The organism is Neobacillus sp. OS1-2 (assembly GCF_030915505.1).
GTDB lineage: Bacteria > Bacillota > Bacilli > Bacillales > Cytobacillaceae > Neobacillus.
The window spans coordinates 590,459-610,487 of sequence record NZ_CP133265.1; the positions used below are offsets into that span (position 1 = coordinate 590,459).

Here is a 20,029-nt window from a genome sequence, read left to right on the forward strand (position 1 = left end):
CACTCTACCTCGATCTCTTACGAAAAACTCTCTACTCAATAAACTCAAATTCAAACTCTAATAACTTAACGATGTCCCCATCTTTAGCACCGCGTTGTCTTAATGCATCATCAACGCCAAGACCACGAAGCTGACGGGAGAACCGCCGGACAGATTCTTCTCGAGAAAAGTCTGTCATTTTAAACAATCTTTCCAGTTTTTCACCTGAAAGGACATACGAACCATCAGATTCTCTTGTAATCGTAAAGTTTTCAGGATCTGCCTCATGTTTATAAAGAACACGATGAATTCCGGTATCTTCTTCTTCATGATCAAGCGGAAACTCCGGTGTTTCTTCTATTTTATCAGCCACAGCAAACAATAAGTCGCGCAACCCTTTACGCGATAAAGCTGAAATAGGGAAAATTGGATAATCATCTTCAAGCTGCTCTTTAAACTTTTGCAAGTTTTCTTCGGCATCCGGCATATCCATTTTATTGGCCACAATGATTTGCGGACGCTCCGTCAATCGTAAATTATACTCCTTTAATTCGCGATTAATGGTCAGGTAATCCTCATAGGGATCTCTGCCTTCTGTCGCAGCCATATCAATCACATGAACAATCACTCTTGTCCGTTCAATATGACGTAGAAATTGATGACCAAGACCGACACCTTCACTAGCACCCTCAATTAACCCAGGTAGGTCGGCCATGACAAAGCTTCTGCCGTCTTCTGTTTCCACCATCCCCAGATTCGGAACAATCGTCGTAAAATGATATTCAGCGATTTTTGGCTTTGCAGATGAAACAACAGATAATAAGGTAGATTTCCCAACACTAGGGAAGCCAACCAAACCAACGTCAGCAAGAAGCTTTAATTCAAGAACCACATCACGCTCTTGTCCCGGCTCCCCATTTTCGGCAATTTCCGGTGCCGGATTTGATGGTGTCGCGAATCGAGTGTTCCCACGACCACCACGGCCGCCTTTAGCTATTGTTGCCTGCTGCCCATGTTCCACTAAGTCAGCAATGACCTCTTTCGTATCCGCATCCATTACAACTGTTCCAGGTGGTACCTTAACAATCATATCCTTAGAGCCTCTGCCATGCTGTCCCTTGGACATACCATGTTCACCGCGATCTGCCTTAAAATGGCGCTTATAGCGGAAATCCATCAATGTTCTTAGACCTTCATTTACTTCAAATACGACACTAGCACCTTTACCACCGTCACCACCGGCCGGGCCACCATTTGGTACATACTTTTCACGGCGAAACGCGACCATCCCATTGCCGCCGTCCCCACCCTTTACATAAATCTTGACCTGATCGACAAACATCTAATTCCTCCAGTCTTGCACATTCATTTATGTCAATGAACTTTTTCCAAAAACCTCTATAGTCAGTTCTTTTTCTGTAAAATCCTTGACCACAACATCAATTGTTGTCTCAGCAAGGAATTTTTCAATTAGTTCTTTATTAATTATTATCCCGCAAAAATCAAAAAAGAAACGAACACCATCTGATTGCGGTTCAATTGTAATCGATAAATGGTTGTCTTGAAATTGCTCTATTGACTGATTTAAACATAAAAAAAAGGAGTTTGTCCAATTTGTCATGCCTGCGTCATCAATTTTAATCGCTTCTGAATCAAGCAATACTTCATATTCCAGTTTAAAAGAGGGATTTTCCCAATTGGATTTTAATAGTAGTGCGGCAAACATTGGCATGTGTATATTCGAAAGCTTTGTCTCATGCTGCGCTTCGATGACAATTTCATCAATAACTGCTTTTGCCCGGTCAATTCGATTTAAATCCAAGTTTCCCTTTATTAGCTGGAGTTTATTTAACCAATCATGTCGTGAGTGCCGCAGCACTTCAACGATATCCCATTCTTTCCCCATACGGACACTCCCACATTAAGTGTTGGACACTGTTTTAAGCTAGTATATCAAAAAAATAAACATGAGTAAGCAATTTTATCTAGTAGAGGCATAAAAGAAGCTTATACGAAGTAGATTTCCTGAAGGGTATATGGGAAGGCTTACTTTCGTTAGCAAAAAGAAAACTCTAACCAAACAGGTTAGAGTTTCCTTTTGATGTCATCCTTAAGCTTCTTGAGCTACTGGATAAACGCTCACTTGTTTACGGTCACGACCTAAACGTTCGAATTTAACAACGCCGTCGATTTTTGCAAAAAGAGTGTCGTCTCCGCCGCGGCCTACGTTTTCACCTGGGTAAATCTTTGTTCCGCGTTGACGGTAAAGGATTGAACCACCAGTAACAAATTGACCGTCCGCACGCTTAGCACCAAGGCGCTTTGATATAGAGTCACGTCCGTTTTTTGTAGAACCTACACCTTTTTTAGATGCAAATAACTGAAGATCTAATTTTAATAACATTTATTCCACCTCCTGCTTTTTGAAGGTAATCTTTATGTGCTTTCCGTACTCTTCTTCAATCGTTCGTAATGAAACAACCATGGCTTCAAGGATCAACTGAATCTTCATATGTGTGTCTTCAGGAAGTTCTTCCGGGACAACACAGCTGAGAAATCCATCTGCCCTGTGTTCAAGATCTGGTGTGACACCGGTTAGCTCGTGTACTGCATTAATGGCCCCAACGGAGACAGCAGATACACCTGCACAAACGATATCTTTCCCACGATCAGCGAATAATGCATGGCCACTCATTTCAAAAGACTGAATCGCGCCGGATTCAGTACGAGTAATCGTAATTCCAATCATCTATTCTCCAACACCTTACGCGTTGATTTTTTCGATGATTACTTTTGTGTAAGGTTGACGATGACCTTGTTTCTTACGGTTGTTTTTCTTCGCTTTGTACTTGAAAACAATAATTTTCTTCGCACGGCCTTGTTTTTCAACTTTAGCTGTAACGGTAGCGCCTGCAACAACAGGGCTTCCAACTTTTACAGTTTCACCGCCAACGAAAAGAACCTTGTCAAAAGTAACTGTTTCACCAGCTTCAACATCTAATTTCTCAATGTAGATTGCTTGGCCTTCTTCGACTTTAACTTGTTTCCCGCCAGTTTCGATAATTGCGTACATGAACTGCACCTCCTTATAAACTCAGACTCGCCATCCCCAGGCGTCCCCGCGTATCACGCAGAAAACTTATTACCTGTTCTGTGCGGTTGTAGCACGGGTGGGCTACAAACATAACATTAGAATACTAACATAATTTAAAGATAAGTGTCAATAGCTTTTAGGAAGATATCCCGGTCACTGCCAAATTGTTTCAGGATAAAATATGGTTTTGCTGCTGGCTTAATTGAAAAATAAAGCTTTATTTGCAGCAGTTCTTCTAACGCTTGTTTTTGGGCATCATTTTCGCCTAATAGAGCCTCTTTTACCTCTTTAGAAGTCTCAATCAGGATTGCCTCAAATTCCGCGTGACGGTGCTCTAGCAGCTCTCGTTCAAGCCGAAAGGCAATAGTTTCCACGCTTAGGATCCGCCCCGTCCCTTCACAAACAGGACATTTCGTTTGAAGTGCTTCAGACAGTGCTACCTTTGTCCTTTTTCTTGTTATTTGTAGGATTCCAAGTGGCGTAAAACCGATGACCTTTGTTCTTTTTTCATCTTTTGATAATTCCGTTTCGATAGTACCGAGAATCCGTTCCTTGTCCTGCTCACGTTTCATATCAATAAAGTCAATGAGGACTATGCCACCAATATCTCGTAATTTGAGCTGCCTAATGATTTCCTTCGCGGCAAGCTGATTGGTTTTAAGGACCGTATCTTGGTAATCAAACTTTCCAGAAAACTTCCCTGTATTCACATCGATAATGGTAAGTGCCTCGGTTTCGTCAAAAATAAGATAGGCCCCCTGATCGAGCCAGACGATCCGCTTTAAGGCTTTGTCAATTTCATGCTCAACATTATTTGCGGAGAAAATATTTTCTTTGCCGTTATAGTAGGTGTACTTTACTTGGTTATTGGCCTGCTCAAGCATTTTTTTTACGGCCAGGTCATCAACGATTGCTTCGCCAGACGTCATGCTTGTGGCTTGGGCTAAGATCATTTCAATGAAAGTATCCTTTTGAAAAATCAATCCCGGTTTCTTTGCGGTCTTTTGTAAAAGTTTCTGGTATTCTTGCCTTAAGGTTTGCAGTTCTTCTTGGATTTCTTCTTCAGTACTCGTCATGCTGGAAGTACGGAAAATGATGCCTTCTTCTTCGGTTTTAAGGCGGCTGCCAAGGCGGCGAAGGGTGGCCTGTTTAGACTCATCGGCGATCTTTTTCGATACGGCAATATAACGCCCTTTGGGCATGTAAATAAGGTGGTTTCCTTGGATTTCGATAATTCCCGTTACCTTTGGCCCCTTTGTGCCGGTTGCGTCCTTATCGACCTGAACGAGCATTTTTTCACCTTGGTGAACAAAGGATGTTACGCTCTTTTGCTTGTCGGAAGCGAGTATGTACGATGGGAGGTTATCTCGGTGCAAATAGGCATTTTTCTCTTCTGCAATATCGATAAACACTGCATTCATCCCCGGGAGTACCTTTGTTACTGTCCCAAAATAAATATTACCGACCAGCGAGCGCTGTTCCGGTCGGTCAAAAACGATATTTTCGACACGGTTGTCACGGAGATAGGCAAAGCGCTTCTCCCGCGCCGTGTAATTGATAATTAATGTTTCCAAAACTGGTGTCCTCACTTTTAAAAAATATTGATTATAAAAACAGAACGAGGCGAAGTAAAAGCGCTCGATAACCGGGCGCTTTTGCTTTTTTTCAATTATACACTTTTTTAATAAGAAAAGAGAAGGTCGCTGATTTTATCGGTTAGGCGCTTTTCTGTAAAATAGGCATGCAGGAGCTCGTTTTCATCTAAAGTGCCTTTTTCCTTCCCCTCCGCTTCAACAATAATCGGATGCTTACAGCCGCGTTGGAATTTTTCCAATACGTGAATAAGTAAATCCTGCTCATTAGCCTGGATAGGCTTCAACGCCTGTAACTCGGATTTTTTTCCATAATAGCGCTCTAATAAGAATCTCATAAAGATAAAGCGGCGCTGCTTCCACTCGTGGTACAGCGAGAAATACAAGAAGGCAATCACGACCCATACATTGAGATTAGAAGGTGCAGCCAGTAAAATCAGGATTGAAAACAAGGTCAACCCGAAAAAGGAAATCAAAAGCGTCAGTCGGTGGGCACTTGGGAAGGAATTTTTTAATGATAGCAGTAAAAATACTAGCTTTCCGCCATCAAGCGGCCAAACTGGAAAAAGGTTAAAGACCAGGATCATGACGTTGTAGTGAAGAAACAGGTTAAATAAGTCCTCTGAAATCACATCCGTTGAAAATAATGCGTATGACGCCGCCACCATCCACACATGCTGAAGCGGCCCTGCGGTTACAACAATTGTTTCTTCCTTTAGTGGACGATTGCCGTGTTCATCCATTTCCGCCACCCCGCCAAACGGCAGGAGGGTGATCTTTTTGATTCTCCATGAAAAAAAAGAAGCCGCAGCAGCATGCCCCAATTCATGAATAAAAATAATCGAAAGCAGCAGGCAGACTTCGAGGAAATACCCAGTCGCAATCGATAGGGCAATCACAATCCATAACAATGGATGGATAGAAGTGAGTCGAAGTAAACTAATAGCTCTATTCAAAGCGAATCACCTGGATGGGATCGATGAAATTATCGTCTTTTTTTATCGCAAAATAATATTTGCCTTTTGTTTTATCCTCTCCCGTTGAAGCAGAAACCGTGCCTACTACTGTTCTTTTATCAATATGGTCATATTTGTTAACTTTTACTTCCTCTAAATTCCCATACCATGTTTGCGAACCATCTGGATGCTGAATAACAACGGTCTTCCCTATTCCATCCTTGATTCCCACGAAGGTGACAAATCCATCATCAATAGACTGGACAGCTGCCCCCTTCCCCGTTTCGATCATAATCCCTTGACCATTTTTTTCAAAGTTTTCAAGGATCTTTCCCATCGCTGGAACGGAAAAATTCTGATCTTTGACTATTGTCTTTTTTCCTGCTTGATCTTCTTCTGTAAACGGAAGCAATGCGAGGGGCTTGCCAAATTTGTCCTCATACCAGTTTGAAACTGTGGCAAATTTAAAGTCCAGATCCATTTGCTTAACAACAAACTCTTTTACTGGCTCAAAGGTTGCCGTTTGATTCCGGGACAAAATCGCTACCACCAGGAACAGGAGGATAGATGCTAATATTTTGAAAAAGAAAACTTCCTTTTTAAACAGTGGATGTCCTTCCTCTCCGCCGCCGTTTCCAGAAGGAGTAGAAGGAGTAAAGCTGTATGTTTCATCATCACCATGCCATACCATCTGGCGGTCAGCAGTTTTGTTCGTTGGAACCTGTTCTTTTTTCCTTTTAGCGATTCGTCGCCGTATTTCCTCCGGTGTAGACCGCGCCATCCCCATCAACCCTTTTCCCACTTTTTTGTACAAGTCTATGTAGAGAAATTACGGAGTATGACATAAAAAAACAGCCTGTCCGCATGAAAGCGGGCAGGCATATCGATTAGCGCACACCAAAAAACTTTTTAATTTTTGTAAACACACCTTTATTCGCTTCCTCAAGAGGCTGCAAAGGAATAGATTCTCCGAGAATCCTTCTGGCAATATTACGATAAGCAATCGATGCCCGGCTATTTGGATTTAGTGCAATTGGTTCGCCGTGATTGGAAGCCTTGATGACCTCTTCGTCGTCTGCAACAATACCAATAAGCTCAATCGATAAATGCTGGGTGATTTCATCAATATCGAGCATATCGCCACTCTTCATCATATGATTGCGAATCCGGTTGACGACTAATTTAGGCGCTTCCATATTCTTTTGCTTTTCAATCAGACCGATAATACGGTCCGCATCACGAACGGCGGAAACTTCCGGCGTTGTAACAATTATCGCCTTATCCGCTCCGGCCAACGCATTTTGGAAACCTTGTTCAATACCGGCGGGACAATCAATAATGATATAATCATAATCTTGCTTTAATTCAGTAATCAATTCCCGCATCTGCTCGGGCTTGACCGCTGATTTATCAACAGTTTGGGCTGCGGGCAGCAAATATAACAACCCATCAAAACGTTTGTCCTTAACCAATGCTTGATGGATTTTGCATCTTTTTTCTACTACATCGACCAGATCATAAATGATTCTGTTTTCAAGTCCCATTACAACATCCAAGTTTCGAAGACCGATGTCAGTATCCACTAAGCATACTTTCTTACCTTGAAGGGCTAGAGACGTCCCAATATTAGCAGAAGTTGTCGTTTTCCCAACGCCGCCCTTACCAGATGTAATTACTATTGCTTCTCCCACCTTAATGTCCCCCTTCGAATCTGTTTAAATTAGGCCGTAAATGAATTAAAACTTGTAATCTATCAACAAGAATTTGCCGATTCTCATCTATGTACGCACATTCCATTTCCCGCTTTTCATTGTTTTGAATAGTGTCTGGGGCCCGATTGATAGAATCACTTATCTTAAGCTGAGTTGGTTTCATACTGGAAGCCACAATGACTGCCGCCAGATTGCCAAAGCAGCCAGCATGTGCCACACCTTTTAAGGAACCCATGATAAATATATTTCCACCGGCAACTACCATTCCACCTGGATTGACATCACCGATCAATAGTAAATCACCAGGAGCTTTTAGAACCTGTCCCGAACGAACAATACTAGAAACAGTCATAATCTCATTTTCAGCTTTTAGGCTTTTCGCCTCTTCCTTAGTGATGACCTCTGATTCAATTTCATCGACAACAAAATTCTTTTTTTGACGGATCAAGCTCTTTAGCTCTTCCCGCTGTACTTCGGACAAATATCGATTGCCAACATTCACTTTGACAGAGATTAAGTTGCGTTCTTCCTGTGTCCTTGAATTGATCGAAAGCTTTTGTTCAAGTTCCTTTTTTAGTTCCTCGTAGGAACATTTATCATCAAGATGAAGGACAAGTCCTTCCTTCGTTCCCTTTATTGTAACATTTTGCCGTTTTTTCATGGAGAAAATTCACCTCATAATTAAAAAAGAAGTCTCTAAACACACAAATTTTTCCATTCAAAAAGTAAAATTTGTATGCCCTTATACTCGTTCCGAATTATACCTATAGACATCTTTATTATAATTCGACATGATGCGTCCGTTCTCCTTTTTTTTCAAAAGAATTCTAGAGACTGCCAAAACGTCATTCGGCTCTCAGTGATTCGGCATGCTTTTCAAAAAGCCTTTTAAAGGGATATCCCAAAATGACAATAATGATTGCATTTAGGAGCATGGTCGGATAAAAACGCAAATGAATAAAGGTCATAAAATCGAGGTCTGTCACACCGATTAAATGATTCATTTCGTAAACCCCTACTTCTAATAAGGCGATGCCGAAAAGGGAGACGAGGAAGGCAACAACAATGTTGGTTTGCATGATGTGCATGATTTTGGAAACAAGATAACATATAAATGGATATAGAAAAAGGTAGATCCCAATAATTTCGATATAGACTACATCAAACAATAATCCAAAAATAGCCCCATAAATCAACCCCTGTTTTTTCCCAACATAAATCGTTAGAAATAACAGGCCGGTAAAAAGAAAGTGAGGGGCGATAACGCGATTTTGTCCAAACAAGTCTGCCGGAACAAATTGAATAAAAAGACTTTCAAAAATAAATAAGAATAAAAACAAAAGAGGAAGAAGGAACTTTTTCACTATTCCTCCTCCTTCCCATCAGATGTTTCGGCTGTATCAACCTGTATCATGTTTGTCTTCGTGACAATTACATTTGTAATATCATAAAAATCAGGCCCAGGTTTTACGAGGGCAGTTAAATTCAACCCATATTGATCCTGTTTTACTTCAACCACTTTTCCAATCAGTAATCCTTTTGGAAAAAAGCCGCCTAATCCAGAGGTGATCACGGTTTGGCCCTTTTCAATTTTTGCGCCGGAAGGGATCGCCTTCACCATCAATAACTTTTTCTCTTGATCATAGCCCTCTACAAGTCCGTGCACATCGGTTTCACCCTGGACGATAGCAGAAATCCGATTCTTCGGATCCATTGAGCTTAACAGCTGCACGGTTGAGCTGAATTGGGTCACATTTTTTACTTTTCCAACTAAACCACGTGCCGTGACAACCGCCATATTTTTCTTAACACCTTGCAATTTACCTTTGTCGATTATAATCATTTCATGCCAACGATCAGGGTTTCTACCAATAACAGTAGCTGGAAGTGGTTCAAAATCTCGCAGGGTCTTTTTTTCACCGAGAACGTCACGCAATTCTTTATTTTCCTTTTTTAACTCTTGAACTTGGGCCTCAAGGCCGGCAAGATTTTCAATGCGCGGTTTTAATTCCTTATTCTCATCATATGTATTGGTTAAGTCCTGGAGATTTTCAAAAAAGCCTGCCACATAGTTGGTAGGCTTCGAAACCAGGGATTGAACCCAGCCGGTGGTATCTTTGATAAATTGCTCCGGCCAAGATAGTTTACTTCTCTCCCTTAAAGAAAACCCAATCAATGCCACGAGAACAATAATGCTGACAAGCAAAATAATCAGTCGTTTATTCAAAAAGAACTGTGGCATGATTATACACCTCTATTTTTCTAAAATCTTTATCATTTACATTTATTATCGAGAATCTTTCGCTTTATTCTTAAATAAATGGATATGATCTAGCGCTTTTCCTGTTCCGATGGCTACACAATCAAGCGGGTTCTCGGCAATCAAGACAGGCATTTTTGTTTCTTCACTAATAACCTGGTCCAAATTGCGAAGAAGCGCGCCTCCACCTGTTAATACAATACCACGGTCCATAATATCGGCAGCAAGTTCCGGCGGAGTTTTTTCTAACGTATTTTTCACGGCTTCGACAATCGCATAAACCGTATCATTTAAGGCGGTGGCAATTTCTTTTGCCGTAATCTCAATCGTTTTTGGCAAGCCTGTTAATAAGTCTCGGCCGCGAATTTCCATATTGTCGATGCCTTCGGGATTGCCGGCAGAACCGATTTCCATTTTAATGGTTTCCGCCGTACGCTCACCAATCATTAAATTATAATGTTTACGGATATAAGAAATAATTGAATCATCCATTTCATCCCCGGCAACGCGAATGGATATGCTTGTCACGATACCCCCTAAAGAAATGATGGCAACTTCAGTCGTCCCACCGCCAATATCCACTACCATACTGCCGGTTGGTTCCCAAACAGGGAGGTTGGCGCCAATTGCTGCCGCAAATGGTTCTTCAATCGTATAGGCATCCTTTGCCCCGGCTTGTCTAGTCGCATCAATGACGGCACGTTCCTCAACGGCGGTGATGCCTGAGGGAACACAAACCATGACATAGGGCTTGCCAGAAAAAAGATTATTACTTTTCTGTGCCATTCGTATATGGTGCTTCATCATCGCTGCCGTTATTTCAAAATCAGCAATGACCCCATCCTTCATCGGACGCATTGCGATGACATTCCCCGGTGTTCGTCCAATCATATTTTTCGCATCGTTCCCTACTGCGACAATCCCTTTTGTATCAGTTTGCATTGCCACGACTGATGGCTCCCGTAACACAATTCCTTTTCCTTTTACATATACAAGGGTATTTGCTGTTCCCAAGTCAATCCCAAGATCTCTAGGTCTAATTCCAAACATAATGTTGTATCTCCCTTTCTGATACGAAATGCACTATTCTAATAGGCAGGTAATCACCTTAATTATCATGTCTATTTTCGTACTATTTATATAGCTAATTTAAAAACAGTCCTAAAAAATCATACTCAATATTATAGCCTAACGTCAAATAATATCCTAGTATCATACATACCCTTTTTCCTTTAAACTCACAAACTTGTTTTCACCGATGATTAAATGGTCAAGAAGGTCGATGCCAATTATTTTCCCACACTCGACGAGCCGCTTAGTCACCTCAATGTCTTCACGGCTTGGCGATGGGTCGCCTGAAGGATGATTATGCAAGGCAATAACAGATGCCGCTGACCGCTTTAATGCTTCGCGGAAAACCTCCCTTGGGTGTACTATCGAGGCATTTAAGCTGCCGATAAACACGGTTTGTTTATGGATGACCTGGTTTTTCGTGTTTAAATAAAGGCACACAAAATGCTCCTGTGTCAAGAAGCGCATATCGTTCATGACATATTTGGCGCCATCTTCCGGGGATCGAATCACATAGCGGTCACTGTTGTTTAGGTTAGCAATTCTTCTGCCGATTTCCACAGCAGCAAGAATTTGAATCGCCTTGGCTGCGCCAATCCCTTTAATTTCGGTTATTTCTTCTAAGCTGGCTGATTTTAACATTCTTAATCCTTCAAAATGGGTAAGCAAACGATTCGATAGTTGTAATACTGATTCTTCCTTTGTTCCGGTCCGGAGCAGGATCGCAATCAGTTCATGATTCGATAAGCTTTGCGGTCCATGTTGAATAAAACGCTCCCTTGGTCGTTCGTCTTGCGGAAAATCACGGATCATTAATGTATTTGTTGACACTTTTCTTCCTCCCTAATGTTGAGGGAGATAATGAACCTGTAATTGTTTAATACGGCAACTGGTAGCCTGCCTTTTTCAATTCTCTGATTGTCCGAGCAACCGGCAGGCCAACAACCGCAAAATAGTCTCCATTTATTTTTTTGACAAGCATACTTCCTAGCTGTTGAATACCATATGCACCTGCTTTATCAAGCGGTTCACCACTTTGCACATAGGTTTTAATTTCTTCGTCCGTTAACTCCCAAAACCAAACTTCTGTTTTTTCATAAAATCGGGTAGTACTTGTTGGAGACACAATGGATACACCCGTAAACACATCATGCTTCTGACCTGACAAACTTGTTAACATTTGAACGGCTTCTGCTTCATCAGCTGGTTTTCCTAAGATTCGATTATTCAGTGCGACAATCGTGTCCGAACCAATCACATAGGCATCCTGATTTTCATTAAAAACTACCTGTGCTTTACGCTCGGCTAACTCCATCACTACATCCTCGGGGGATAGTTCCGGATCAAAGCTTTCATCAACTTCACTACTGATAATCGCGAATGTTAAGTGGAGATTTTCTAGAAGTTCCTTTCGCCGTGGAGAAGAAGAGGCTAAAATGAGGTTCTGCATTCAATCACCATACCTTTTTGCATTTAAATAGGGAGATACATGTCAATGGTATCAGAAATCCCTTAAGCAAACAATTTTTATATCATTAAATTTTGAAGATTTTTGTCAGAATATGCAAAAGGTCATTCTTTTCTCTCAAATAAAATAACCTGTCCGCTTGGGACAGGCCTTATTTCCCAGAAAATATCGAGGTTTGTCGTTTACAATGAATAATAGGCTGACAAAAAGTTTAATAGATGCTGCTGCGCTTCGCTAAGACTTTTTGTATCCTTAGATTTTTGGAACGCTTTAACCTTTTCTTCAGCACTAGATAATTCAGCCTTAATACCTTTTACCTTTTCATTTTTAATTCCAGTTACTTTTAATTTTCCGTCAAAACCTGCTAAGTCTTTGGCAACATCTTCTGGAATTTTCTTCGTTAAAAGAGCACCTGAAGTGGCTGCAGAAAGTGTTTGATAAATGGGTGGAACCTCGTCTAGAAAGTCCTTTTCCTCATTTGTAATATCCGATACTTTTTTTTCATCAAGTGACAGTACCTTGGCAAATGCACCCTCGACACCACGTTCTTTAAATTGGGAACTTAACGATTTGGCTGTTTCAATTGAATCCGTTGCTCCTAGAAAAATAAATTGTTTGCCATCCATTTCAACGATTTGTCCTGGAATTCCTTTACTTGCTAATTCGCTCAAGGCATCCTTTGCCCCATCCTTAGTCGTATATACCCCACCTTGGATGACAGTAGTAGTTAAAGGACTGATGGCGGAAGAAGTTGTTTTTCCGGTGTCAGCATTATTTTCCGTTTCCCCTTTTTCTTCTACAACTGGTGTATCTGTTACCACCTTTTTATCCGTTGGTCCTGAAATGACAAGCTTCAGCATCACAACACCGATCGTGGTACCAATTAGGATGGCGAAAATTCCTGAAATAATAATGGATCCAATTGGCCGGCCAATCTTCTTATTATTCTTGTTAGACTTGGATGAAAAGGATGCTATTTTGGGGAGGCTGCTTTTCTTAGGCGTTTTGCTGCTTGTTATTTTATATTCCTCTATATCATTTTCCGAGGATTCCGGAATGATCCAGTCAAAGCTCTCATCGATAGGCTCCTTGGCAGCAGCTGTCTCTGAAAAAGCATCAGAATCTAATTTATTCGAATCTAACTTATTCGAATCTATTTTAATCACTCTCGTTGTTTGCTCGAGGGTGGCTTTCGTCTCCTTTTTCTTCGGTTCTTTATGATATTCTTGAGTTTCTCCATTTAATTTAATCTTTATTGTATTGCCTCCTTTAGGCTTGTCCACTAACCCGTACTCCTCTCTCTACCTATGAGTAATGGTTTCATCCTAACATAATGGAAAAAAAAATAACAAGACTTTTGTCGTCTTGTTATCGTAGACTTTCGTCAAATTTTTTAATTGTTCGGTTTGATACGCGTTGCGGTTAAATCCTTTATGGGGATAGCCGAATCATCTCCGGAATAAGAGCATAGGTTACGTGTTTGGCCTTTCAAGCATACAGCAGTAATAGAAGATCCATTTACCAATACAAAGGAATCAGAAGATGCCTGCAAATACTCTCCTGTATCCGGATCTTTAAATTCATCAAGATAATCCGCCTCAACCAATTCTTGATAAGTAATCATCTCTCTAGGCGCTTTTTCATTGACCGATTCTTCTCGTAAAAATAAACTTGCCGCTTCTTTTAATGCGAATGCATTGCCCACAAATGCACGATCTTTTGAATCTTGGATCACCCTGGAAATGGATATAAAAGCTATTGTTGAAATAATGCCCAGAATCACAATAACAGCTAATAATTCTAGTAGGGTTAGACCATCTTCATTCAAAAAGTTATTTTTACCTTTTAATTTGGATGCAACATGTTTACGGGTTTTTATTCTCATCATCGTCGCCATTTTCTTCCGTATCAGAGAACTCACTTATCGGATTTTTCTTGTTAGATACGGCCGGGGTATCCAATGGTGGTATTTCCTTTTGTAAGTCTACCAATGTCGGAAAATAATAGGCTGAAATGGTAGCTTCAAATTTTAACGGGTCCATCGATTGAAGAACCGAATATATTTCATCTCGACCTGTAAATTTAAATTGGTCAATTTTTATTATTCTCTGTAATGATTGTAATTCAGTTAGAAATTTTTCTAGTTCATAATAGGTTTTCGCTTCACCAGATAAAATAATCGATGTCTTTTTTATACCATTTGGTAATGTAACATCCTTTTGCGCTGGTGATTGCTCTTGGTTGCTAGTCGAATTCTCATTCGTTTTGGTACTGGACTGAGTGTTAATCTTCGGAATTGTTGAAGACAAATCTACATCTTCTTCACTTTCAGTACCATTTAGTTTTAATTCAATAATATTGGTATCGGAAATGATCTCAGCTTTTTCGATGTTAAGCAGCAACTGATCAAGCAGCCGTTTCACAGGAATCTGTTTTTGCAATTCCATTGAACTTTGAATGGTCTGACTACTTGTTTGTTTCAGTTTACGTTGAATAATCGAAAGCTCTTGGTTCGACATTTTTAACGCTGATTTTTTTTGAGCCAGACTATTATTGGCTGGAACAATATAAAGAAAATAAGCGCCTACTGTTACTATGATTATTAATAAAACGCTAAGGATAATGATAACGGAATGTTTTTTTGACAATTCTAGGTTCATGGGGTATTGCCCCCTTCCCCACCTACCGCAGCCTTTTTCTGTTTGTTACTTGCATTCTGTACTTGTGGAACATCTAGCCTTACCTCGTATTCAGCAAAATAACGGGGAACTATATCCTCTTCCTTTAATTTAGAATTGGCTAACCCTTCTGATTGAAGAGTATTGTCATTTTTAAGAATATCCGAAGTTTTTGCTTCGCTGATGACCGCTTCGTCCACCCAAGGATATGCTGCTATAGCGTTTAAGTAGTAGGCCGCATCACTCTTTGTATCAAACTGTACGCGTTCCGTAATTACATTTTCCTCATCCAGTTGAAATTCTAGCATAAACCCACTTTGCGGAAGCGACTTTGTGAGTTCCTGGATTACATATACCATATTATATGGCTGATTCTTCGCCCAGTTAATGGCGTTTTCCAGTTCAACAACAGATTTAGAAGATTGATATTGTGCTAGCTTTTTATGCTGCTCGGCTAAGATTTCTTGATTCATCGATATTTGCTGCTCCACCATTTTTATGTCTTGTTTTTTACCATTTAAATAAATGGAAAAAACGACTGCAACGATGATGAGTAAAATGACCATTCCACCAGCAATTACGTAAACAGCAATATTTTTTTCATCCCTTTTCGGAAGGAGGTTAATATCTACCAGCATTTCTACACCTCTTTTAAACCTAAACCAACATTTAAATGAAACTGAGCAGGAATTGGTCCCGCACTAGTATTCATGTCGTTTAGTTTCATCATAGGGACATCAAACCTATTTCCCATTTGTTCAAAAATCTCATCTAACCAAGGATGATCGCCATCAAGGATCATTGTTTGCACCTGTTTTTTTCCTTGATTCAAGGAATAACGATAAAAATTCATGACTTTATCAATCTCATTGTATATACTTTCAAGAGAGGTTAGGATATCCTGACGATCTCCACTATATTGAAAGGATAAGAACGAATCCTTGCTAGTGGAATGGATCCATTTTTCCCTCTTACTATCCATATTTAATTGTCTCATAAAGACTGGTAAATGATTTTCAAAAATACATACATTAACCGTTTGCAAATCAATTTGTACCAACAAATGATTGTCATTAGATTTAGCCGGATCTAGTTGATAGTAATATCTATTTAATGCGAGTGAGGATAGATCTGCGGCAATTGGTTTTAATTTAACACGCTCAAATAAATCCATATATTCTCTTACAACATCTTCAGGGGCAGCAAATAATAGGATTTCATTCGTTTCTTTATCATTGTTTTCTTGGAGGAAAAAATCAAAAACGGGATCTTCAAATGGAAGGTGAATACTGGTTCCTATCTCCATATATAAATATCCATTTATTTCGTCTTCTTTGATTTCTTTTGGAATCGATACTTTACGAATCACAACAAATGGATCAGGGACTAAAAAACGGATCATTCTTTTTGATATTTTCCATTCGGAAACACATTGTTCAAGGATGGTTGACAAGGTCTCAACGTCTAGAATTTTCCCTTCTTTGATCAATCCAGATGGCAAATAGTACTCACCCATTCTTTGAATCACTAGGGGTTGAGTCTGCTTCAATTCGACAAACCGTAAAGCATGATCCTTAATCGATATGTTTATCGTTTTGTTTATACCAAACTTAAAATTGATCGCCATGTTGAAGACTCCTTACATGAAATGGATATACCATTGAATAATATTTTCACCAAAAAAATAAGCAGCGATGGTCCCGATTGCAATATAGGGGCCAAAAGGTATAGGCTTCCTCTTTTTCACCTTTCCAGTCATCATTCCAATTACACCAAAGAATGCTCCAAAAAAAGTGGATAAAAAGAAAGAAATTAGTACAAGTTTAGTTCCTAGTGCAAGCCCAATGACGGCAAATAACTTGATATCCCCGCCACCCATACCACCTTTGCTTACAACAGCGATAAGGAGAAGAAGAGAAAAACCAACTACTGCACCTAGAGCCGAGTCCCACCATGGGGAAAGCGGCAGAAAGCATCGTTCTATTAGAAAAATGACCGAAAAGACAAGCAGAACCTTATCGGGAATAATCATGTAATGAATATCGGATACAAAAATGATAACCATCAACGATACTAAGGTCCAGGCAATAATGAGTTCAAAGCTCCAGCCCATCAGGATTGGCGCCATCATAAAAAGAATCCCTGTAATTAGTTCGATAATAGGATAGAAGGGCGAAATGGGCGCCATGCAGCGCCGACATTTCCCCCTTAAAAATAGGTACGATAAAACCGGTATTAAATCTATAGCTGTTAAGGTATGATTACAATTCGGACAATGTGAACGCGGTTTTACAATAGATTGATTTAATGGAACTCGCAGGCCGACTACGTTGTAGAAAGAGCCGAATACGGTCCCGTATATAAAGAGTAGGAAGTTAATCAAGGCCTATTCCTCATTTTAAGGAGTTTCAACTTCTTCTGTGGTTTCTCCATTAACAGTAAGATCTGAACCACTATCTTTAATGTTTTTAATAGTTGCATTAGTAAATTTCACAGTCTTTTTACCAACATTTCTAACAGTAGCAGTAAGTTTGTAAGTTACTTTATTATTAGTGTCTTCGTTAATAGCCACTTTATAAGAAGTAAAATTTTCATTATCAATATCAATATATGAACCTAATTCTTTTTGAGTAAGTTCAACAGTTGATGCACCATTTGCAGCAACATAAGTCTTTGCAGAATTTAAAATTTGAATTGCGTCAGACTTAACGGCATCTACCCTTGACTTCTGAATAATCCCACCAATACTAGGAATCGCAATTGCAGCAATAATCCCCAAAATAACGATAACCGCTAATAGTTCAATTAAAGTTAAACCTTTTTGATTCTTTAATCTTTGTCCTAATCTTTGTAACATAATCATTCTCCTTTTATATGCTTTTAGTACTATGACATTCGTCATGTAAGTATATTATACTAGATAAAAATAATAATAGAAATTGTATTTTTTAGGAATATTTTGTCTTATCCGACATGTTGGAAAATGTCAAACATCGGAATCATAATCGAAGTGACAATGGTACCGACTAAACCTGCTAATAAGACAATCATGAGCGGCTCCATTAGGGACTTAAGTCGATCCGTTGCACTTTCTACTTCACGCTCATAAAAATCCGCTACCTTTGAAAGCATCAAATCCAATGTCCCAGACTGCTCTCCAATCGAAATCATTTGTGTAACAAGTGGCGGGAACGCCCAATGTTTTTTCATTGGGTCTGTTAAAGAGTGGCCTTGCTCTAATGATTTTCGTGATTGACTAATCACGCGAGCAATGACTTCGTTTTCGACAATGTTTTCAACAATCGATAAGGCTTGTAAGATTGGAACAGAACTGGCAAATAGAGAACTTAAGGTTCTGGTCATCCTCGCCAATGCCGCTTTTTGAAGCATCTTACCAAACAACGGCATCCTTAATAAAAAGTAATCTAAATAATATTTTGATGCTTTATTATTTCGAATCATGATAATCGAAACAAAGACAGCGATGATGAACAAAATAACGAGCCACCAAAACTTTTGCATAAAGCCACTAGCGTTCAGGACAAACTTTGTTATGGCCGGCAACTCCCCGCCAAAGTCCTTAAACATATCAACAAAGGTAGGAACAACACTCACTAATAGGAAAATGACAACCCCTATCGCGACGAAGGCTACCGTCACTGGGTAGGCAAGCGCGGAGACAATCTTTTGTTTGGTGAAATGCTGCTTTTCAAAGTGAACGGCAAGCTTTTCTAGTGTATCGTCCATATTCCCTCCGGCTTCTCCGGCCTTTATCATATTGACGAACATACTTGAAAAGATTTTTTTATGCTTTGCAGCTGCTGCCGATAAGGGATGTCCTTCCCGTAGATCTTGTTCAACCACCAACAGGGCTTTTTTTAGCGATTTGCTCTCCGTTTGCTCGGCCAAAATGGAGGTTGCCTCTACAATAGGGACCCCTGCTCGAATCAATGTGGCAAATTGTCTTAAGTAAATAACAAAGTCTTGTAATTTGACTGGGCTTCCGATAGAAATCTCTTTGGTTAGAAGTGTTTCCGCAACCTCATTGATTTCTATGACTTTGATTCCCTTATCTTTTAGCTGTAGGATTGCGTCTCTTCTGGAGGAGGCGTTAACAATCCCGGACTTTTTCCCCTTCTTGTCACGCCCACTGTATTTAAAACGTGCCATTTTATTGCACCTTTTCCTGTATATATGGTGTAGTGGATTCTTTTGCAATGGCACCTGATTCCACTAATTCTTTCATATTTGTTTCAAGTGTGTGCATCCCCTCAGCTCGGGAGGTTTGCATCACATTTACGATTTGATGAATCTTTTCATTTCTGATGAGATTGGCAATGGCTGAGTTATTTAGTAGGATTTCCGTAGCTGCTTTCCTACCCTTTTTATCAGTAGTTGGAAATAACCGTTGAGAAATGATTGAGACTAAAACAGTCGCCAACTGAATTCTAATTTGGGACTGCTGTGTAGGTGGAAACACATCTACTATTCTATTAATCGTTGCAGAAGCACTCGAGGTATGCAAAGTCCCTAGAACCAAATGGCCGGTTTCCGCAGCAGTAATAGCGGTCTGGATAGTTTCCAAATCCCTCATCTCTCCCACTAAAATGACATCAGGATCCTGTCTTAATGCTGCTCTTAATCCATTTGCAAAATCATTCGTATCAAATCCTATTTCTCTTTGATCAATGATACAACCACCATGCTTATGCAAGTATTCAATTGGGTCTTCAAGCGTAATCACATGTTTTCGCTGTGTTTGATTCATATATTGAATAATCGAAGCAAGTGTAGTAGATTTACCACTCCCGGTAGGACCGGTAACAAGGACTAACCCCTGTGGTTTATCGGCCACTTTTTTAATGATAGCAGGTAGTCCCAGTTCATCAAGTGTCGGTATTCTCGTAGGCACAACCCTTATTGCTAATGCAATACATGATCGTTGAAAATAAGCGTTAATCCTAAACCTTGAGACTCCTTGCAATCCGTAAGAAAAATCCAATTCCCTTTTTTCTTTAAACAAATCCCACATATTTTCAGGGATGACTGCCTTGGCTATTCCTTCCGTATCTAACGGTGTTAATGGTTCCTTCCCATATCTCCTTAACTCTCCATTGATTCTCATGATCGGCGGGGTACCAACTGTTACATGGATATCTGAAGCTTTTACTTCAAATCCGGTTCTAAGTAGAAGGTCAATTTTATTTTTCATTGATTAT

At 40.0% G+C, this 20,029-nt stretch carries 24 protein-coding genes and 1 other annotated feature; all 24 genes read right to left on the reverse strand.

The genetic code is table 11. From position 1 onward, the window contains the following. Positions 1 to 31: 31 nt before the first annotated feature. Entirely contained in the window at positions 32 to 1,321 is a 1,290-nt protein-coding gene (obgE, locus tag RCG19_RS03140; protein ID WP_308109632.1) for a GTPase ObgE, read from the reverse strand. Between the two features lie 27 nt (positions 1,322 to 1,348). Further along, positions 1,349 to 1,885 (reverse strand): Spo0B C-terminal domain-containing protein, encoded by a 537-nt coding sequence (locus RCG19_RS03145; protein WP_308109633.1) that lies wholly within the window; start codon positions 1,883 to 1,885, stop codon positions 1,349 to 1,351. Between the two features lie 204 nt (positions 1,886 to 2,089). Continuing rightward, positions 2,090 to 2,383 (reverse strand): 50S ribosomal protein L27, encoded by a 294-nt coding sequence (rpmA, locus tag RCG19_RS03150; protein WP_024027459.1) that lies wholly within the window; start codon positions 2,381 to 2,383, stop codon positions 2,090 to 2,092. Then, on the reverse strand, positions 2,384 to 2,728 hold the full coding sequence (locus RCG19_RS03155; RefSeq protein ID WP_308109634.1) for a ribosomal-processing cysteine protease Prp: 345 nt from the start codon (positions 2,726 to 2,728) through the stop codon (positions 2,384 to 2,386). 15 nt (positions 2,729 to 2,743) lie between these two features. Further along, positions 2,744 to 3,052, reverse strand: a complete 309-nt coding sequence (gene rplU / locus RCG19_RS03160) for a 50S ribosomal protein L21 (protein WP_166238787.1) — start codon at positions 3,050 to 3,052, stop codon at positions 2,744 to 2,746. Positions 3,053 to 3,065: 13 nt separating this feature from the next. Continuing rightward, positions 3,066 to 3,150 (reverse strand) — a sequence feature (ribosomal protein L21 leader region). 36 nt (positions 3,151 to 3,186) lie between these two features. Next, positions 3,187 to 4,647: an Rne/Rng family ribonuclease gene (locus tag RCG19_RS03165; protein WP_308109635.1), complete on the reverse strand. Its 1,461-nt coding sequence runs from the start codon at positions 4,645 to 4,647 to the stop codon at positions 3,187 to 3,189. Positions 4,648 to 4,754: 107 nt separating this feature from the next. Further along, positions 4,755 to 5,621, reverse strand: a complete 867-nt coding sequence (locus tag RCG19_RS03170; protein ID WP_308109636.1) for a M50 family metallopeptidase — start codon at positions 5,619 to 5,621, stop codon at positions 4,755 to 4,757. Further along, on the reverse strand, positions 5,614 to 6,402 hold the full coding sequence (locus RCG19_RS03175) for a peptidoglycan DD-metalloendopeptidase family protein (RefSeq protein WP_308109637.1): 789 nt from the start codon (positions 6,400 to 6,402) through the stop codon (positions 5,614 to 5,616). The genes RCG19_RS03170 and RCG19_RS03175 overlap by 8 nt, the downstream gene beginning before the upstream one ends. A gap of 106 nt (positions 6,403 to 6,508) precedes the next feature. Further along, positions 6,509 to 7,312: a septum site-determining protein MinD gene (minD, locus tag RCG19_RS03180; RefSeq protein WP_166238793.1), complete on the reverse strand. Its 804-nt coding sequence runs from the start codon at positions 7,310 to 7,312 to the stop codon at positions 6,509 to 6,511. 1 nt (position 7,313) lies between these two features. Next, on the reverse strand, positions 7,314 to 7,994 hold the full coding sequence (gene minC, locus RCG19_RS03185; protein WP_308109638.1) for a septum site-determining protein MinC: 681 nt from the start codon (positions 7,992 to 7,994) through the stop codon (positions 7,314 to 7,316). Positions 7,995 to 8,178: 184 nt separating this feature from the next. Beyond that, positions 8,179 to 8,697, reverse strand: a complete 519-nt coding sequence (gene mreD, locus RCG19_RS03190) for a rod shape-determining protein MreD (RefSeq protein WP_308109639.1) — start codon at positions 8,695 to 8,697, stop codon at positions 8,179 to 8,181. Continuing rightward, a complete protein-coding gene (gene mreC, locus RCG19_RS03195; RefSeq protein ID WP_308109640.1) occupies positions 8,697 to 9,575 on the reverse strand; it encodes a rod shape-determining protein MreC in 879 nt (292 codons plus the stop codon). Before mreC ends, mreD begins: the two co-directional genes overlap by 1 nt. A gap of 45 nt (positions 9,576 to 9,620) precedes the next feature. Then, positions 9,621 to 10,643 (reverse strand): rod shape-determining protein, encoded by a 1,023-nt coding sequence (locus tag RCG19_RS03200; protein WP_308109641.1) that lies wholly within the window; start codon positions 10,641 to 10,643, stop codon positions 9,621 to 9,623. 162 nt (positions 10,644 to 10,805) lie between these two features. Further along, positions 10,806 to 11,495, reverse strand: coding sequence for a RadC family protein (gene radC, locus RCG19_RS03205; RefSeq protein ID WP_166238803.1), 690 nt, complete (start codon positions 11,493 to 11,495; stop codon positions 10,806 to 10,808). 46 nt (positions 11,496 to 11,541) lie between these two features. Beyond that, positions 11,542 to 12,114 (reverse strand): Maf family protein, encoded by a 573-nt coding sequence (locus RCG19_RS03210; RefSeq protein WP_308109642.1) that lies wholly within the window; start codon positions 12,112 to 12,114, stop codon positions 11,542 to 11,544. A 200-nt stretch (positions 12,115 to 12,314) separates the two neighbouring features. Further along, positions 12,315 to 13,415, reverse strand: a complete 1,101-nt coding sequence (locus tag RCG19_RS03215; RefSeq protein ID WP_308109643.1) for a hypothetical protein — start codon at positions 13,413 to 13,415, stop codon at positions 12,315 to 12,317. Positions 13,416 to 13,525: 110 nt separating this feature from the next. Further along, positions 13,526 to 14,020, reverse strand: a complete 495-nt coding sequence (locus tag RCG19_RS03220) for a type II secretion system protein (RefSeq protein ID WP_308109644.1) — start codon at positions 14,018 to 14,020, stop codon at positions 13,526 to 13,528. Then, positions 13,998 to 14,792, reverse strand: coding sequence for a pilus assembly protein PilO (locus tag RCG19_RS03225; protein ID WP_308109645.1), 795 nt, complete (start codon positions 14,790 to 14,792; stop codon positions 13,998 to 14,000). Before RCG19_RS03225 ends, RCG19_RS03220 begins: the two co-directional genes overlap by 23 nt. Continuing rightward, complete coding sequence (locus tag RCG19_RS03230; RefSeq protein WP_308109646.1) at positions 14,789 to 15,448, reverse strand: fimbrial assembly protein; 660 nt, start codon at positions 15,446 to 15,448, stop codon at positions 14,789 to 14,791. Before RCG19_RS03230 ends, RCG19_RS03225 begins: the two co-directional genes overlap by 4 nt. Before the next feature lie 2 nt (positions 15,449 to 15,450). Beyond that, positions 15,451 to 16,437: a type IV pilus biogenesis protein PilM gene (gene pilM / locus RCG19_RS03235; RefSeq protein ID WP_308109647.1), complete on the reverse strand. Its 987-nt coding sequence runs from the start codon at positions 16,435 to 16,437 to the stop codon at positions 15,451 to 15,453. A 12-nt stretch (positions 16,438 to 16,449) separates the two neighbouring features. Next, complete coding sequence (locus RCG19_RS03240; RefSeq protein ID WP_374049605.1) at positions 16,450 to 17,190, reverse strand: prepilin peptidase; 741 nt, start codon at positions 17,188 to 17,190, stop codon at positions 16,450 to 16,452. 18 nt (positions 17,191 to 17,208) lie between these two features. Further along, positions 17,209 to 17,667, reverse strand: a complete 459-nt coding sequence (locus tag RCG19_RS03245) for a prepilin-type N-terminal cleavage/methylation domain-containing protein (protein ID WP_308109649.1) — start codon at positions 17,665 to 17,667, stop codon at positions 17,209 to 17,211. Positions 17,668 to 17,774: 107 nt separating this feature from the next. Then, entirely contained in the window at positions 17,775 to 18,980 is a 1,206-nt protein-coding gene (locus RCG19_RS03250; protein WP_308109650.1) for a type II secretion system F family protein, read from the reverse strand. Between the two features lies 1 nt (position 18,981). Next, positions 18,982 to 20,022: a type IV pilus twitching motility protein PilT gene (locus RCG19_RS03255; protein WP_308109651.1), complete on the reverse strand. Its 1,041-nt coding sequence runs from the start codon at positions 20,020 to 20,022 to the stop codon at positions 18,982 to 18,984. Between the last annotated feature and the right edge of the window lie 7 nt (positions 20,023 to 20,029).

Bases quoted from the DNA above. Each gene is read 5' to 3' on its own strand.
- obgE (WP_308109632.1), bottom strand. From the start codon at position 1,321: ATGTTTGTCGATCAGGTCAAGATTTATGTAAAGGGTGGGGACGGCGGC.
- RCG19_RS03145 (WP_308109633.1), bottom strand. From the start codon at position 1,885: ATGGGGAAAGAATGGGATATCGTTGAAGTGCTGCGGCACTCACGACAT.
- rpmA (WP_024027459.1), bottom strand. From the start codon at position 2,383: ATGTTATTAAAATTAGATCTTCAGTTATTTGCATCTAAAAAAGGTGTA.
- RCG19_RS03155 (WP_308109634.1), bottom strand. From the start codon at position 2,728: ATGATTGGAATTACGATTACTCGTACTGAATCCGGCGCGATTCAGTCT.
- rplU (WP_166238787.1), bottom strand. From the start codon at position 3,052: ATGTACGCAATTATCGAAACTGGCGGGAAACAAGTTAAAGTCGAAGAA.
- RCG19_RS03175 (WP_308109637.1), bottom strand. From the start codon at position 6,402: ATGGCGCGGTCTACACCGGAGGAAATACGGCGACGAATCGCTAAAAGG.
- minC (WP_308109638.1), bottom strand. From the start codon at position 7,994: ATGAAAAAACGGCAAAATGTTACAATAAAGGGAACGAAGGAAGGACTT.
- mreC (WP_308109640.1), bottom strand. From the start codon at position 9,575: ATGCCACAGTTCTTTTTGAATAAACGACTGATTATTTTGCTTGTCAGC.
- RCG19_RS03200 (WP_308109641.1), bottom strand. From the start codon at position 10,643: ATGTTTGGAATTAGACCTAGAGATCTTGGGATTGACTTGGGAACAGCA.
- RCG19_RS03210 (WP_308109642.1), bottom strand. From the start codon at position 12,114: ATGCAGAACCTCATTTTAGCCTCTTCTTCTCCACGGCGAAAGGAACTT.
- RCG19_RS03220 (WP_308109644.1), bottom strand. From the start codon at position 14,020: ATGATGAGAATAAAAACCCGTAAACATGTTGCATCCAAATTAAAAGGT.
- RCG19_RS03225 (WP_308109645.1), bottom strand. From the start codon at position 14,792: ATGAACCTAGAATTGTCAAAAAAACATTCCGTTATCATTATCCTTAGC.
- RCG19_RS03230 (WP_308109646.1), bottom strand. From the start codon at position 15,448: ATGCTGGTAGATATTAACCTCCTTCCGAAAAGGGATGAAAAAAATATT.
- pilM (WP_308109647.1), bottom strand. From the start codon at position 16,437: ATGGCGATCAATTTTAAGTTTGGTATAAACAAAACGATAAACATATCG.
- RCG19_RS03245 (WP_308109649.1), bottom strand. From the start codon at position 17,667: ATGTTACAAAGATTAGGACAAAGATTAAAGAATCAAAAAGGTTTAACT.
- RCG19_RS03250 (WP_308109650.1), bottom strand. From the start codon at position 18,980: ATGGCACGTTTTAAATACAGTGGGCGTGACAAGAAGGGGAAAAAGTCC.
- RCG19_RS03255 (WP_308109651.1), bottom strand. From the start codon at position 20,022: ATGAAAAATAAAATTGACCTTCTACTTAGAACCGGATTTGAAGTAAAA.